Raw genomic sequence first — 15556 nt, forward strand, 5'->3', positions numbered from 1 at the left:
GTAATGATCAAAAATCAAATTCAGGTAATCGCTTTCGATGCAGACGACACACTTTGGGTCAACGAGCCATACTTTCAGGAAGCTGAGCTTGCATTTTGCCAGTTGCTGGAAGCGTATTTGCCAGCTCCTGATGTTTCCCGGGAATTATATAAAACTGAGATGAAAAACCTTGCGCTTTATGGATATGGAGTTAAAGGTTTTATGCTTTGCATGATAGAAACCTTAAGCCGCATATCAAATGATAAAGCAAGTATAGTACTGGTTAATCAGGTTATTGAACTTGGGCAGGCACTTTTACAACAACCTATCAATTTACTGGATGGCGTAGAAGAAGTTTTAAAACAGCTTAAAAGTGACTTCAGACTAGTTGTTGCGACTAAAGGTGACCTTTTAGATCAGGAAAGAAAACTTAAGAACTCAGGGTTGCAGTCTTATTTTCATCATATTGAAATTATGAGCGATAAGCTGACCGGAGACTATCAAAAACTGCTGAAGCATCTGGATTGTAAGCCGGAACACTTCTTAATGCTCGGTAATTCTATCAAATCAGATATACTTCCTGTTTTGGAATTGGGTGGTTATGCGGCCCATATCCCCTATCATATCACTTGGGCACATGAACAGCTGGAAGATAGTTTAGAACATCCAAATTTTATGCCCCTCAACACGATGACTGAAATTATTAACATCTTAAAAAACTAATGGAAAAAGAACTGGATATAGCAAATTGGAAAAGAAAAGAACATTTCCATTTTTTTAGAAAATTTGAAGAGCCCTTCTTTGGGGTAACAGTAAAAATTGATTGTACGAAAGCTTATGATTATGCAAAACAATCAGGAAAATCATTTTTCCTCTATTATTTATATCAATCTCTAAAAGCTGCCAATACTATTGAAGAATTTAAATATAGAATTAAGGGTGAAAAGGTAATGGTTTATGACCAGGTAAATGCTTCTGCCACGATTGGCCGTCCTGATGAAACGTTTGGATTCTCTTATATCGAATTTAAGGAAGATTTTGAGGGTTTTTATGGGCCTGCACAACAAGAAGCCGATCGGGTTTCAAAAGGCAGCGGCCTTTTTCCCGAAGTCTTCAGTGAAAATGTTATTCATTATTCCGCTCTTCCCTGGCTGGACTTTTCTGCTTTGTCGCATGCGAGATCTTTTTCAATGGAAGATAGCTCACCTAAGATCTCTTTCAGTAAATTAACAACTACAAAAACCAGCAAGACAATGAATGTTTCCATCCATGTTAATCACGCGTTAATGGATGGTTACCATGTAGGGAAGTTTGTCGAAAAATTTCAGGAATTAATGAATAGTTATTAGCTCTTGAAATTATCTTGTTCAAGGTATCATTTAAATGTTTGGATTAAATACTACTAAAACAGTAGTATTTAATCCAAACATTGTATATTTGTCCCATTATACACAAATGCCAATTACAAAATGACTTCCGAAGCTAAAAAAACTGAATCTCAATTGCCGTTGATCATTGCTGATTTCAACGTGTTAATTTATGCCAGCCGCGTGCCTTCCATGCGATGTTGTCTCATGGCATAATTTGCCAAATCCCGGTATACCTGCCGCCTCTTAATTAATTATTTAATCCTGCTATTTTTTTACCAGTCCCAATTTCCGGGACATGGAAAAACTATGCCCCTATTTTTTCAAATATCCAGACATGAAACTAAAATTACTACAGCTTTTTCCGCTGCTGATGCTACTCGCTGCACAAGCATTTTCACAGCATAAAACCATTACTGGCAAGGTTGTCGATCAGACCGACCATCAACCTGTCCCTGGTGTGAGTGTACGCCTGCATACTAAAAACTCAGGCACTATAACCAACGCACAGGGCGAATTTACACTGAACCTTCCGGATGACGAAAAATCCCTTGATTTCAGCTACATAGGTTATCTTTCACAAAGTATTAAAGTAACTACAAATACAATTGCCGTACAGCTTGTACCCGACTTACAACAACTCAGTGAAGTCGTTGTAACAGGTTATGGTACACAGGAACGTAAATTTATTTCCGGTTCTATATCGACAATCAAAGGCGATCAGCTCAAAGATATTGCCGGCTCCAGTTTTAATCAGCTGATACAAGGTAAAGCAACCGGAGTACAAGTATCCTCAGATTCTGGTGTACCAGGTGGCGGAATCACTTTTCGCATTCGGGGTAACAATTCTATCAATGCCTCGGTAGAGCCTCTTTATGTAATCGACGGAGTTTTCGTAAGCAGTAAAGATCCGATTACCACCAGTTTAGGTAATCAGGCTGGTTCTAATCCGCTGTCAGACATTAACCCGGCAGACATTGAATCACTGGTCATTTTGAAGGATGCCAATTCAACCGCCATTTACGGTTCCCTGGGTGCTAATGGTGTTGTACTGGTAACTACTAAACGCGGAAAGCTAAATACAAAGGCAAAAATCAATTTAAGCACCTATCAGGGATGGTCTGATGCCAATAAGAAATTTAAAACAGCAACCGGACCTCAAACAGCAGAACTAGCAAACGAAGCAGTGATTAATACGGCAAAAGATCGCGGCACAGATCCTTCAACTGTAGTACTGCCTTTTCCAAATCCTTCTGCCCTGCCTACTTATGACCGGATCAGTGATTTATTCAGAACAGCAAGAACCTCCAATTACGAGCTTTCTGCGCAGGGAGGAACAGCAACAAGTACTTATTATACCGGATTAAGTTATTTAAAACAAGAATCAATTGTGAAGCCTTCGGGTTTTGAAAGATATACAGGAAGGTTTAATTATGATAATAACCTGACTGATAAATTAAAAGCAGGAACCAGTTTCAATTTCACCCGTACGTTCAGAAATGTCAGCAGTAATGATAACAACGCTACAGGAGTGATCAATTCTGCTATCTTTCCAAGGTCCTATCTTCCGGTATACAATGCCGATGGCACTTTCGCCAGGTATGGAAGTTTTGACAATCATATCGCCCTGATCGAAAATCTGAATAACTCTGCTGTGGGATGGCGGACCATTGGTAATTTATTTGCGGAATATACAATTTCTCCCGACCTGAAATTAAAGAGTAGCTGGAGTATAGACAACAATAGTCTTTATGAGAACAATTACAGCAATACATTAATCAGTGCAGGTATTGCTTCCAATGGAGCTGCCAGTTCCAATGAGGGGAAAAACCTGGTACTAACCAATGAGCAGGTATTAACTTATATCAAATCATTCGGAACTGATAAAAAACATAATATCAATGCGCTGATTGGAAATACTTTAAGTACCACACTTTCACAAGGCACAGGTGCAACAGGAACTGGATTTGCAACCAACGCTTTAACTGCCATTACTGATGCCGCAATCCGCTCAGGCTCCTCTTACCGTTCTCAAAATAAACTGGTTTCTTTCTTTGGTAAAGCAAGTTATACCTATAATCAGAAATATACCATTGATGGAAGTCTGAGAGCCGATGCTTCTTCTAAATTTGGCAAAAATAAACAATGGGGTTATTTTCCCTCGGGAGGATTGACCTGGAGAGCCGGACAAGAAGAGTTTATTTCTAAACTGGGGATTTTTGACGAATTGAAATTCAGGGCAAGTGCAGGTCTTTCAGGGAACCAGAATGGGATTGGAGATTATGCCGCATTAGGCTTGTGGAAAGCTGGCTATAATTACCTTGAAAGTGCAGGAACAGCACCTTCGCAATTGGCAAATCCTGATTTAACGTGGGAAACTACCCGCCAGATTGATATTGGTACAGAGTTCGCGGTTTTGAAAAACAGGCTGAGTTTCACTTTTGATTACTATAATAAGTATACTTATAACTTATTACTTAATGTACCTGTACCCTACCGTTCAGGCTTTAATTCACAGCTTCAAAATTTCGGATCAATAAGAAATAAAGGACTCGAACTCAGTATTCACTCAGTTAATATAGAAACAAAGAACTTTAGCTGGACTACTGATTTTAATGTTTCACAGAATACTAACCGTATTGAAAAACTGGCTTCTGACATCTCTCTTGGCGCTTCAGGAAGGAATATTTCAATTTTAAGAGAAGGTTATGCTGTAAATTCTTTTCAACTCTACAAACAATTATATGTTGATCCGAATACAGGGAATGCAGTATATGATGATGTCAACAAAGATGGCCAGATCAATACAGCAGACAGACAAATTGCAGGCAGCGCCATTCCAAAATATACGGGCGGATTAACCAATACTTTAACTTATAAAAACTTCGATTTTAACTTCTTCTTTTATTTTCAGCAGGGAAACAAAATTATGAACATGCACGATTTCTTCCTGGTGCATGGTGGTACACAGAACAATATCGGGTTTGACCCAAGACAATTGGACAGATGGCAAAAACCAGGTGACATCACTGATATTCCAAGATTAACTACTTATAGTGGCGACCCTACAGCAAATGGTGGTGCGGCTAATAATTACGGGGGAAATGTAGCCAGGCTAAGTACGCGTTACCTGGAAGATGGCTCTTTTATCAGATTGAAGAATGTGACATTAGGGTATACAATTCCTTCATTAATCAGCCAGAAGTGGGGAATCAGTAAAGCAAGGATCTACGTATCTGGTACAAATCTGCTGACTTTTACCAAATACAAAGGTCTGGACCCGGAAGTAAGTTCTCAAAGTGGTGACCAGAATACGGCTGGGTATGACTGGGCCACTGTACCTCAGCCAAGAACGATTCAGGCAGGTTTAAGTGTAACATTTTAATTTTCAAAACAATCAACATGAAATATCCAACTCAATATACGAAAGCTATTTATTTACTTGTTTTACCTTTGCTGTTTAGCTCCTGCAAAAAATATCTGGAGGAAATACCAAACAATGCAATACCTTCAACAGCTGCAATTACTGATGCAGGAACGGCCAGAGCAGCGATTTTAGGTACTTATAATAGATTACAGAATTATACCACAGATTATATTACTTTAGGTACGGTTACAGCAGACAATGTAGCCTTTAACGGTACTTTAAGCGAATACTTACAGCTGGATCAAAATGCTATTCCTACAGATAATGTAATCACTGTAGGTGTTTATCAAAAGATATATAGTACAATTAATTCTGCAAACAGTGTGATTGCGGGCCTGCCCGGGGTTACTGATCCTTTATTACAGACTGCAGAGAAAAACAGAATTCTGGGAGAAGCTTATTTTATTCGCGCGCTGGGTTATTTTGACCTGGCCAGAGGCTGGGGCGGCGTACAACTGCAGTTAACTCCGACTGCCAACATTAACGGGATTAAAGGAGTCAAAAGGAGTACACTAACCCAAACTTATGATCAGGTACTTGCAGATTTAATACAGTCAGAACAGTTATTGCCAGCAGATGATGCGATCACAAGAAACAGAGTACAAAAAAGTGCTGTCAGGGGATTACGTGCAAGATTAGCACTTTACCGGGAAAACTGGACAGATGCGGCAACCTATTCAACACAGGTAATTGCTCAGTCAAAATTTGCATTGGTCAATACTTATCAATCATTCTTTACAGCTCCCTATTTAAGCACTGAATCTGTTTTTGAGTTAACCTTTTCTGCAAACAATCAAAACAACTACTGGTCTTTATGGTATCCAAGTGCATTGGGCGGATCATATACGTTAAAGCCAACTGCTTCATTAATTAGTAAATTGAACGATCCCGGGATTGGGGGAACAAGAAAAAGCCTGATCGCAGGCACTGGAAGCAGTGTTTACGGCACGCTGTATAATACCGCCGGAACTGGTACAGATCCTTCTTATGTGCTCCGGATTGCTGAATTATACCTGATCAGGGCAGAGGCGAGAGCACATCTAAATGAACTGGATGGTGCACTGGCTGATTTGAATGCTATCCGTAAAAGAGCAGGTGTTTCTCCATTCACCTCAGGTAATCAGGAAGAGATATTACAGGCGATTGCCGACGAAAATAGTGTTGAGTTTGCTTTCGAAGCACATCGCTGGTTTGACCTGGTGAGAACAAAACAGGCAGGAAAAATATTAGGGCTCACCAATACGAATTTCTGGTTGTTCCCTATTCCCTATTCAGATTTACTTTCAGATCCTGATGTGGTACAAAATCCAGGGTATTAATCAAATTATCTAAGTATACGGCCCGTTTTTGGGCCGTATTGATAATAGCTAATCATCTTTTTAATCAAAATCATATTAACTTTGCGGAATGAACAATGAAATTGCAGTCATCTTTGATATGGACGGGGTAATCTGTCATACTAATCCATATCATTCCCTTGCTTTTCGCGAGTTTTTCTCAGCACGTAACCTTAATCCTACAGATGAAGATTTCGCTGCGCATATGTTTGGAAAAAGTAATAGCTACATCCTGTCTCATTTTTTAGGAAGACCGATTGCCGGCGAAGAGTTACTTCAAATGGAAAATGAGAAGGAAAGTCTTTTCAGAGAAATATACGCAGCACATATTGAACCAATTGATGGAATCATGGAATTCATAATTGATTTACAACTAAATAAAGTTAAGCTTGGCGTAGCTACATCTGCCCCTTATGCTAATCTTGACCTGATTTTAAGTGAGGTGCCTATCCGTGAAAAACTAGGCTCCATCATGGCCAGTGAAGATGTAAAAAAGCATAAGCCTGATCCTGAAGTTTATTTAACCTCTGCCAGAAATCTGGGTGTTATGCCAGAGCAATGTCTTGTATTCGAGGATTCTTATTCAGGAATTTCAGCTGCACTTAATGCAGGGATGCGGGTAGCCGGCGTACTCACTTCTCATACAATAGCAGAATTGCCTCCTTGTAATTTATATATACAGGATTATAAAGAATTATCGTTTGATAAAATCAAATCATTGTTTCCTTAATTCATCAGGTCATTTCTTCAAAATAAGATGATTTTTTAAACAAGGCCGCCTCTACGGGCAGCCTTGTTTTTTTTACAGGAATTCCTTACAACCTATCGGCTTTAAACGGACTGATCAGAATTTATTATATTTATTTATCATAATAAATGAATATAATTCGGATTATCTATATATTTATAGAATGATAATCGAAAACAACATCAATTTAGATCATATTGATCTTGCGATATTAAGGTTAATGCAGGACAATTCAAGGATCTCCAATGTACATCTTGCAAAGGAACTTGAAATGGCACCTTCTGCGGTTTTAGAGCGGGTAAAGAAACTGGAACAAAAGGAAGTGATTGTTCAGTATACAACAAGAATTAATCCTGCAGCAGTTGGCCTGAAATTATTGGCTTTTATCTCGATGAAGGCATCACACAGCCTCGGCTGTACTACTACAGCGACTGAGCTTGCTAAAATTGCAGAGGTTCAGGAAGTGCATATTATTGCAGGTGAAGATTGCTATTTAGTGAAGGTCCGAACAGCCGACTCGGCCTCTTTGATGGAATTAATGAGAACTTCCTTCAGTAAAATCACGACAATCGTATCTATTCGTACTACCATCGTTCTGGAAACAGTCAAAGAACAACAACAATTAGTCATTCCTGAAAATAAAAAATAGCCATTCCAGAAAACAAAAATATTATGACCAATAAACCTGCCTCTCCGCTCCTCGTCTACCTGGCATTTGCTACGGTATATATTGTATGGGGATCTACGTATTTTTTTATTCAAAAAGCCCTCGCAGGCTTTCCGCCGTTTTTCCTTGGCACTTTTCGTTTCCTCATTGCGGGTACACTGCTTATGACCTGGTGTAAATTCAGAGGAGAAAAGATATTCGACTGGAAAAACATAAAGTATGCGGTAGTGAGTGGGATATTGATGCTAGGGGTTGCCAATGGTACGGTAATCTGGGTAGAGCAGTTTATTCCAAGTGGTTTGGTAGCAATCATGGTTGCCTCTGCCGCCATCTGGTTTGTTATCCTGGATAAACCTAAGTGGAAAGAAAACCTAAGCAGCAAATCGACAATTGCCGGACTGGTTATAGGTTTTGTCGGGGTAATCCTATTATTTTCAGAGCAGGTGTTTCAGGCAGTAAATACAGCACAAAGTTCGAATCAGATATTAGGGATGGGATTATTAGTGCTGGGACCTATTGCATGGGCAGGAGGGTCTTTATATTCTAAATATCATACCGCTCCTGATAGTTCTGTCGCTGTAAATACAGCGTGGCAAATGCTTGCTGCAGGTATTGCTTTTATACCCGGTAGCGCATTGAGTGCTGAATACCAGCAATTTCACTGGAGTAATGTTTCCCTTGGCGCATGGCTTTCCATCGTTTACCTGATTATATTTGGCTCTATTGCAGCTTTTAGCGCCTATGTTTGGTTGTTAAAAGTACGCCCTGCAACGCAAGTGAGCACTTATGCTTATGTTAACCCTGTTGTAGCGATTTTGCTTGGGGTATGTTTCGCAGATGAAACAGTTAGCCTGATCAGGATTCTTGGATTAATTGTAATTCTTGCTAGTGTACTCCTAATTAATCTCGTTAAATACAGAAAAGAGAAAGCTATCGCTTCTGCACCGGTTCTATGTGAGGATCAGTAAGTTAAAACATAACTACCAAACTTAATTTCCAGGTTTATCCGCTATGTTTGAATAATTATGAAATTTTGGATAGTTATAAAATGTCATTTAGTTTCATAAATGCCTTTTCAATATCAGTAATGTGATCATCATCAATTGCCGGGGCAATCTTAATTTGTGTAACGGCTAATTCATTCATTATATCCACAAAGTTTTTATAAGTAGCACCGGATGTTGGCTTAATAATAACCGCTAATCCTTTCTTAGGATTATTGGCATTTTCAACAGCAACTTTCGTCTTGTTATTCAAGATTGAACGCCTAATTTCTTTGAACCCTTCAATATTTGGATTACTCTTACCAGCTTCTCCCCTATACCAGGCAACTTTATTATGCTTACCTAATAAAATGGTCATTGTTGTTGAAGCTGCTAAATCCAAGCTGGCATCCGGATCACTAAGATCTGGTTTTGCAATATCCATAGCCACGGGCTTAGAAAGAGAAGTAGTCAGCATAAAAAAAGTAATCAGTAAAAAAGCCAGATCCACCATTGCGGTCAGGTCAACTTTAGGAATGCTTTTTCTGTTTCGGAAGGCATTGTTTAATTCAGCCATAATTGTTGGTTTTTAATCGCCCTGGGCGAATGAGGTTCGGTTTATTAAACAAATGATGCCGATTAAAGATCATTTCCATAGCCCTACCCATAAAAAAAACTACACATATGTAAAAGGCTGTAAATCAGCAATATATTTATATTATTATAATTTAACAATATACTATTCCATAGCATTCAGTAATTGAATCAGAAACTGGCAGTTTTATAGTTTTAGCACAAGCTATAAAACTGCCAGCATTTGATTAAGGTTTTACCGGGGAAGGATTTTTGGTACCTGTCATCCCAGGAGTACTTGTTGTACCTGGAGGAGGCGTACCCTGTCCATTAGTTCCTGTTGCACCAGATCCGGATCCTTCAGTGCCAGCACCTGCTCCACTTACCCCTACACCTGCTGTATCAGCCCTTGCAGTATCATGCCTGCTGGTATCTACAGCAGAGGTGTCAGTCATTTCGGTATTCGTAGTATCACTGCCACTTTTTTTGTCTGAATTACATGCCGTAAAAACCATTCCGGTTAAAGCTACGGCTACTAAAAACTTTAAATTCATCATATTAAATTAAGGTTAAACTACTGTTTATTAATAATTAACATCATTCAGTTACTATCTTTAATCAAAAAAAACCATTTAAAGTTTTATCTTTTTTATTATTTATGCTTATGCGGGCTACTTCTGCTCCCTGATCATCTTAAAGAATTCATCCTCATATGTTTCTCCAACAGATATAGTCTGATACTGAATATAGATTGTATTACCGTCTATCATCCTGATTTTATCAATAGCTACAGTATATGATTTATGAACCCTGTAAAAAGGTGGCTGAGGGCTACAACAACCTAATCTGATAAACTCAGCTAAGAAGACTTTGATGGATAAAAAGGCTACAATCTCCCTGAAGATCCGTGATATTTTTTATACCGCAAGATTCATAGGTGTGCTAAAATACAACAATGTAAATACCTACTGGGAGAATGAATGGGAAAGCAGAATGTTCTCACTGAGCTTCAGTTATAAATTTGGAAACATGAAAATTAAAACCACCAGGAACAGAAAAACATACACCGCCGAAGAACAAGGGAGGGTTTCCAATTAAATTTCAGGTCAATGAATTCGAACTAAGTTTAGAATTTCAACGTTATCTTTGTAAATTTGTAAATTGACCCCCCAGGGGGATTTACGAAAACACTAAATAAACCTGCAAAAAATAATGCCTGAAAACATTAAAAACATAACAGCCTTCAGAACTACTTTTACTGTTCTTTTTCTGCTTAGTTCTTCCTTTATATACGCACAAACGCCTCAGCAAGTACAACCAGCACCACAAATACAAACAGCACCTGTAGTACAACAAGTCAAACCAGCTCCTGTTCTTAAACCAATGATCATCGTGATCGATGCAGGTCATGGTGGAAAAGATGGATCAACAAGAGGCTTGTTTTCCAAAGAAAAGGATGTTGCCCTGGACGTGGCTATGTTGCTTGGACAAACAATTGAGAAGGAAATTGAGAACACAAAAGTGATATATACCCGTACTGAAGACGTTTTTATTCCATTATATGAGCGTATTGATATTGCAAATAAAGCTCACGCAGATTTATTTATCTCTATCCACTGTAACTCTATGCCTGGAAATATGAGAGGAAGAACAGAAACTTCGGGTGTGGAGACTTTCGTTTCTGGTTCCGGAAGATTAGGTGAACAAGATGTAGCGGTCAGAGAGAATGCGGTAATTTTACTGGAGAAGGATTACAAGGAAAACTATGATGGGTATAACCCAAATGATCCGGAAAGTTTTATCATTCTATCATTGATGAAAAATGCTTACCGTCGCCAAAGTATTAAACTGGCTACTTTAATTCAACAGCAGTATATTAAAGCAGGCCGTGTTAATCGCGGGGTAAAAGAACAAAGTCTGGCTGTATTGGCAAGAGCGGGTATGCCGGCTGTATTAACTGAAATAGGATTCATCAGTAATCCGGATGAGGAAGAATATATTAACTCTTTAAGCGGAAGACAGGAGATCGTTCAGAATATCAAAAATGCGATTCAGGAATATACAAAGCAACTGGTCGCCAATTAAAAACTATTAAATGATCAAAGCTCATTGTGCAGTTTTGATCATTTAACAACAGTATCCTTTTGCACAGCATTATCCTGAGCAGGTATCGTAAAATAAATAGTGGTGCCCAGCCCCGGCTCACTTTCCAGCCAGATACTCCCGCCACTTATTTCTACAAATTCCCGGCATAGCCTTAGCCCCAAACCTGTTCCCATTTCATTTTGAGTACCCGGTGTAGAAAAGCTGCTGTCAGTTTTAAATAGCAAGTCGGCATTTTGCTTTTCGATGCCTACACCTGAGTCCATTACAGAAAAAAGGACCTCATGCTGGCGCTCAGCAGCTTTCAGCACAATACTTCCATTGGCATAGCTGAACTTGATCGCATTGGCAATGATATTCCTCAATATAGTACTCATCATTTGTTTATCTGCAATTATTTTGGCCGCAGGCAATTCTTCCAGTTTAATCTCTATGCCCTTCGCAATCGCAGTGGAAGAAGAAATATGTTTGATTTCTTTTAACAATTCAATCACGTCCAGCTCTTGTAAATCAGGCTTTAGCACACCGGTCTGCATCTTTGACCAGTGCAACAGATTTTCCAATAAAATATAAGCCTGTTTAGCGGAATCGTTCATCCGCATAGCTAAATTCTCAATTTTCTCAGGACTTAGCCTGTTCACATTTTTATAAATCAGCTCACTAAAAGAAATCAGGGAAGTAAATGGATTTCTCAGGTCGTGCGCAATAATTGAAAAAAACTTATCCTTGGTATTGTTCAACTCCATTAACCTGCGCTCAGTAATCCTTAAATCCGTAATATCATAGCAAATCACCAAATAAGTACCTTTGTGATCTTCCAGAACATACTCCGGAATGACCTGTATTGCAAAGGAGTTTGTATAATTGCCTTCATTCAGGTCAAAATTAGTTTCCTGCGTTAGTTTTGTTTGCTTTACCGTGATTAACATTTTGATTAACAGGTGTTCAAAAGAAGCTGGTAATCCAAGGTGGCTTAACTTCCTGCCGGTATAAGACTCCTGTTTCATAGAAAGGAATTGTTGCAGGGCATAATTCGCATATAAACACCTGAAACTCCGGTCAAAACGAAAGATCAGTTCCGGAAGGTTTTCTGTCAGCGTCCTGTATTTCTCTTCATTGTCTTTCAGATCCTTAAAGATAAGCTCAGTGGGTTTGGTAAATCCAGTCTCTACGTTGGCCTTATAGATCAGAAAGAAAGAAATTAGCTTTGCATAATGTCCGATCTCGGTTGGAAGACTAAAAATTGAGACATATAAGGTGAAACAAAATTCGCTGAGAATAGCAAAAAACACCGATAACATTAACAACCGGAACACTGAAGGGCTGAAACTATTTCTGGAACTATACAACAGGAACCCGGCAAGAAAGAGCATAGCGATGACTACATATTCAGCAGTAATTTTAAAGGCGGTCTGTCCTGTTCCCGCGATATAACAAACAGGAAATATCTTCCAGTATAAAATGGATAACGTAAGGAGTATTGTGATCAGGCAATAAGTTAAAATTGTAATATCTCCGTTGAGTACTTTCTTCCTTTTCAGAAACCAGAAGCCCATAATAAAGGTTAGAGCTTCCAGGAACCGGGTTGCTATCCAAAACTGATTAGTGTAGTAAATAGTTCCCGGAATAATGTTCAAACCCGGATAAGTGATGGTATGCAGCAGGTCTAAAGTGCCAATAAAAACATAGGCCATTCCTACGAAGTACAGGTAATTATTATCAATTATCTTCCTGGTATTCCAGGTTACAATGAAAACGGCGAAGGCAATGACAATTGCAGAAAGCTCAACAATAGTATGAAATAACAGGAAATTTTGCTTCATACTTATCTGAAATATCAATACCAGTAATCCCACTGTGAAAATGGTTCTGTAATTAGCTTTAATGAAACTATGCAGAGAAGCTTTCAACTGTCAATTGATTAGATATTTTTACTGACCTAAATTTAAGCTATTGTTCTTATAAAGAAGAACATAATGATTATAGTTTATGATATAAAGCTAAACAAGTGCCGAAAGTGAGAGAATTATTGTTTAATATTTTTAAGCTTTTCCTACAAAAGAGTACATCTTTTATACGCAATTCAGCTTTCCCTGTTTTTCATCACCACGATTATTTATCATTGCTTTAGTCAACCTAACTAATTACCTACCTAACTAATGAAAAACATGAAAACTAACAACCTATTTAATCCAAAAACAATCTCTTTAGCATTATTGATGACAATCGCTGTAGTCGTAAGCTGTAAGAAGAACAATAACAGTACATCTGCTGAACAAAATTCAAGTTCGGAATTGACCAAAGAAGAGAAAACAGCTATCGCGCAGGCAGGATTTTCCACTAATATGGTAGTCAAAACTGATGGCGGCTATTTAGTGGAGGGTGATGTTTTTTTAACACCACAACAACTTCAGCTTCAGCAGGAATTTGTTGCCGGACTTTCTGATCAGGGGCCGAAAACAGAGCAGTATCGCACAACCAACTTAGTAACAGGTTTGCCAAGAGTTATTAAGATTAAAATTGATGCTGGTACATCGCAAACAGTTTTCACCAATGCAACGACTGAGGCCATTAAACGTTACAATGACCAGGGTCTTAAGCTAAGCATGAAGCTGTTAAGTTCAACTTCTACTGAAAAAGCAGACATTGTAATCAATGGTGCAGACTTAGGGCAATCCCCTTCAGGAGGAACGATCTTAGGACAATCAGCTGGTTTTCCTTCAAACGGGAACCCTGCAACGCCAATTAAACTGAGTTCAGTGGTATACAATAAAGATTATAAAAACAACAATGTACTGGCTACCGTAATTGCACACGAGATTGGACATGCAATTGGTTTCAGACACACGGATTATGCTGACAGAACTTACAGTTGTGGTTTTGATAAGAATCCAAATGAAGGAGCCAGTGGTGTGGGCGCAATCTACATTCCCGGCACTCCAAAAGGAGGCGAACCAGGCTCATTCATGCTGGCTTGTTCTGATGGAACAAACCGCCCTTTTACAACAAGTGATATTGTTGCTTTAAAAACACTATATCCAGTAAAATAAACAAACCTGAATTGCTAATACACACCACAATTTATAAATAATTAAACATCTACCGGTTGACTAATCAGGAAGCTGTCTTTAACCGGGCAGTTTCCTGAATTATTAAAATCCAGACAGTATCTTCCTGATAACTCCTGTCTGTAACTAACTCCTATCAAAAACATACCCTATTAAAAAATTAGCACTTACACTTTTAAGTCTGTCCCGCCCTGCTTGGAGCTTATAAGCAGAACGACATCACTCCTGCTGATGGCAAACCTTCAGGCAGAAAAGCAATACTCCTTCAAACAGAAAAACAACAAAACAGCATGCGGTTACCTTTAAAAAGATAACGGCATGTTGATTAAATCCCTTTTCTGTGCTGCAAATGATACTTTTGATATTCCAGCGGGCTCTTTCCTGTCACCTCTTTAAATTGCTTATGGAAGCTGACTACATTTTGAAAACCACACTCATACCTGATCTGTTTTACATTCATCTGGCCTTCAATCAGTAATTTACAAGCCTGACCAACTCTCACATCCAGCAAAAACTGCTTATAAGTCATTCCAATATGCGTTTTGAAATACCTGCTAAAGGAAGGTACGCTGATATTCGCAAAATCTGCCAGTTCTTCGATCTCTATCTTTTTATTAAAATTGGACAGAATATAATTGTAAATATTGCTGATCGGGCTATTATCTTTTATGGCGGTATCACCTAAAAAATCGCTATTCAATAAAGTACAGCTTTTAAAATTACTCCCCAACATTGCCAGGATTTCTAATAAAAGCAATAACCTTTTAGCTCCAACACTAAGAAAGATATGCTCCATCAATTCGCCTATTTTCGGGCTGATACTTTCCTGTATATGAATTCCTTTTGTCGATTCCTGAAGAAGTTTACGGATCACCTTATTTTCAGGAAGATTCAAAAAGTTTTCTCCTAAAAAGTCCTCACAAAAATGAATAACAATCACATCTGTTTGCTGTCCATCGACAGCAGAGAAGTAATGCTCATCGAATTTCCAGTAATGAGGGAGACGACTGCCTATCAGGGCTAAGTTTCCTGATTTAAATGGCTTCACACTGTTCCCTATAAATTGGGTTCCTGAACCGTTTTTGAAATAGATCAGCTCTATTTCACGGTGATAATGTAAACTGTTGTTAATGTCTGGAAGCAGATCTCTCCGGATGCTGAAAGAATTAACAAGGGGGGTTGGGATTTTTAATAACTGGGCTCTCATTGATTGTTTTTGCATGGTAGTGCATTGGTCGCCTTAATAAATAAGGTTTCCTGATTTGGTTTCTTCGAGAGGCTAATTTATACTTTAAAAATAACCA

The 15556-nt window shown here is 38.6% G+C and carries 15 protein-coding genes; 10 read left to right on the forward strand and 5 right to left on the reverse strand.

What is annotated here, in order from left to right:
- Positions 1-3 precede the first annotated feature (3 nt).
- The 7 genes from LY11_RS09270 (at position 4) to LY11_RS09300 (ending at position 8493) form a co-directional block, all read left to right on the forward strand.
- Positions 4-702 carry an HAD family hydrolase gene (locus tag LY11_RS09270; protein ID WP_245952685.1) on the forward strand — a complete coding sequence of 233 codons (699 nt, stop codon included), beginning with the start codon at positions 4-6 and terminating at the stop codon, positions 700-702.
- Positions 702-1328 carry a chloramphenicol acetyltransferase gene (locus LY11_RS09275; protein WP_111633436.1) on the forward strand — a complete coding sequence of 209 codons (627 nt, stop codon included), beginning with the start codon at positions 702-704 and terminating at the stop codon, positions 1326-1328. Before LY11_RS09270 ends, LY11_RS09275 begins: the two co-directional genes overlap by 1 nt.
- 355 nt (positions 1329-1683) lie before the next feature.
- Positions 1684-4731, forward strand: a complete 3048-nt coding sequence (locus LY11_RS09280) for a SusC/RagA family TonB-linked outer membrane protein (RefSeq protein WP_170132659.1) — start codon at positions 1684-1686, stop codon at positions 4729-4731.
- Between the two features lie 17 nt (positions 4732-4748).
- Positions 4749-6092 (forward strand): RagB/SusD family nutrient uptake outer membrane protein, encoded by a 1344-nt coding sequence (locus tag LY11_RS09285; RefSeq protein WP_111633438.1) that lies wholly within the window; start codon positions 4749-4751, stop codon positions 6090-6092.
- A gap of 88 nt (positions 6093-6180) precedes the next feature.
- Positions 6181-6840 (forward strand): HAD family hydrolase, encoded by a 660-nt coding sequence (locus tag LY11_RS09290; RefSeq protein ID WP_111633439.1) that lies wholly within the window; start codon positions 6181-6183, stop codon positions 6838-6840.
- Positions 6841-7021: 181 nt separating this feature from the next.
- Complete coding sequence (locus tag LY11_RS09295; protein ID WP_111633440.1) at positions 7022-7507, forward strand: Lrp/AsnC family transcriptional regulator; 486 nt, start codon at positions 7022-7024, stop codon at positions 7505-7507.
- Between the two features lie 23 nt (positions 7508-7530).
- Positions 7531-8493 carry an EamA family transporter gene (locus LY11_RS09300; RefSeq protein ID WP_111633441.1) on the forward strand — a complete coding sequence of 321 codons (963 nt, stop codon included), beginning with the start codon at positions 7531-7533 and terminating at the stop codon, positions 8491-8493.
- Between the two features lie 73 nt (positions 8494-8566).
- On the opposite strand, the gene LY11_RS09305 is transcribed toward LY11_RS09300, so the two are convergent.
- From LY11_RS09305 to LY11_RS27165, 3 genes are all read right to left on the reverse strand, one after another.
- Positions 8567-9085, reverse strand: coding sequence for an ExbD/TolR family protein (locus tag LY11_RS09305; RefSeq protein ID WP_111633442.1), 519 nt, complete (start codon positions 9083-9085; stop codon positions 8567-8569).
- A 244-nt stretch (positions 9086-9329) separates the two neighbouring features.
- Entirely contained in the window at positions 9330-9638 is a 309-nt protein-coding gene (locus LY11_RS09310; RefSeq protein WP_146610824.1) for a hypothetical protein, read from the reverse strand.
- A 114-nt stretch (positions 9639-9752) separates the two neighbouring features.
- Positions 9753-9995, reverse strand: a complete 243-nt coding sequence (locus LY11_RS27165; RefSeq protein WP_111633444.1) for a LytTR family transcriptional regulator DNA-binding domain-containing protein — start codon at positions 9993-9995, stop codon at positions 9753-9755.
- Here LY11_RS27165 and LY11_RS09320 point away from each other — a divergent pair.
- Both LY11_RS09320 and LY11_RS09325 read left to right on the forward strand, forming a co-directional pair.
- A complete protein-coding gene (locus LY11_RS09320; protein ID WP_262510915.1) occupies positions 9931-10179 on the forward strand; it encodes an outer membrane beta-barrel family protein in 249 nt (82 codons plus the stop codon). The genes LY11_RS27165 and LY11_RS09320 overlap by 65 nt on opposite strands.
- A gap of 114 nt (positions 10180-10293) precedes the next feature.
- The gene (locus LY11_RS09325) at positions 10294-11166 is read left to right on the forward strand and encodes an N-acetylmuramoyl-L-alanine amidase family protein (protein ID WP_245952689.1); all 873 of its coding nucleotides are present in this window, start codon (positions 10294-10296) and stop codon (positions 11164-11166) included.
- A 38-nt stretch (positions 11167-11204) separates the two neighbouring features.
- On the opposite strand, the gene LY11_RS09330 is transcribed toward LY11_RS09325, so the two are convergent.
- Positions 11205-13007 (reverse strand): sensor histidine kinase, encoded by a 1803-nt coding sequence (locus tag LY11_RS09330; protein ID WP_111633505.1) that lies wholly within the window; start codon positions 13005-13007, stop codon positions 11205-11207.
- A 345-nt stretch (positions 13008-13352) separates the two neighbouring features.
- Here LY11_RS09330 and LY11_RS09335 point away from each other — a divergent pair, with 345 nt between their 5' ends.
- Positions 13353-14234: a M57 family metalloprotease gene (locus tag LY11_RS09335; RefSeq protein WP_170132660.1), complete on the forward strand. Its 882-nt coding sequence runs from the start codon at positions 13353-13355 to the stop codon at positions 14232-14234.
- A gap of 343 nt (positions 14235-14577) precedes the next feature.
- Here LY11_RS09335 and LY11_RS09340 read toward each other — a convergent pair whose 3' ends face one another.
- Complete coding sequence (locus LY11_RS09340; RefSeq protein WP_111633506.1) at positions 14578-15459, reverse strand: AraC family transcriptional regulator; 882 nt, start codon at positions 15457-15459, stop codon at positions 14578-14580.
- Between the last annotated feature and the right edge of the window lie 97 nt (positions 15460-15556).

This window comes from Pedobacter cryoconitis (assembly GCF_003259615.1).
Classification (GTDB): domain Bacteria; phylum Bacteroidota; class Bacteroidia; order Sphingobacteriales; family Sphingobacteriaceae; genus Pedobacter; species Pedobacter cryoconitis.

Coding starts and splice junctions, on each gene's coding strand:
- LY11_RS09270 (WP_245952685.1), top strand. CDS start 4: ATGATCAAAAATCAAATTCAGGTAATCGCTTTCGATGCAGACGACACA.
- LY11_RS09275 (WP_111633436.1), top strand. CDS start 702: ATGGAAAAAGAACTGGATATAGCAAATTGGAAAAGAAAAGAACATTTC.
- LY11_RS09280 (WP_170132659.1), top strand. CDS start 1,684: ATGAAACTAAAATTACTACAGCTTTTTCCGCTGCTGATGCTACTCGCT.
- LY11_RS09285 (WP_111633438.1), top strand. CDS start 4,749: ATGAAATATCCAACTCAATATACGAAAGCTATTTATTTACTTGTTTTA.
- LY11_RS09290 (WP_111633439.1), top strand. CDS start 6,181: ATGAACAATGAAATTGCAGTCATCTTTGATATGGACGGGGTAATCTGT.
- LY11_RS09295 (WP_111633440.1), top strand. CDS start 7,022: ATGATAATCGAAAACAACATCAATTTAGATCATATTGATCTTGCGATA.
- LY11_RS09300 (WP_111633441.1), top strand. CDS start 7,531: ATGACCAATAAACCTGCCTCTCCGCTCCTCGTCTACCTGGCATTTGCT.
- LY11_RS09305 (WP_111633442.1), bottom strand. CDS start 9,085: ATGGCTGAATTAAACAATGCCTTCCGAAACAGAAAAAGCATTCCTAAA.
- LY11_RS09310 (WP_146610824.1), bottom strand. CDS start 9,638: ATGATGAATTTAAAGTTTTTAGTAGCCGTAGCTTTAACCGGAATGGTT.
- LY11_RS09325 (WP_245952689.1), top strand. CDS start 10,294: ATGCCTGAAAACATTAAAAACATAACAGCCTTCAGAACTACTTTTACT.
- LY11_RS09330 (WP_111633505.1), bottom strand. CDS start 13,007: ATGAAGCAAAATTTCCTGTTATTTCATACTATTGTTGAGCTTTCTGCA.
- LY11_RS09335 (WP_170132660.1), top strand. CDS start 13,353: ATGAAAACTAACAACCTATTTAATCCAAAAACAATCTCTTTAGCATTA.
- LY11_RS09340 (WP_111633506.1), bottom strand. CDS start 15,459: ATGAGAGCCCAGTTATTAAAAATCCCAACCCCCCTTGTTAATTCTTTC.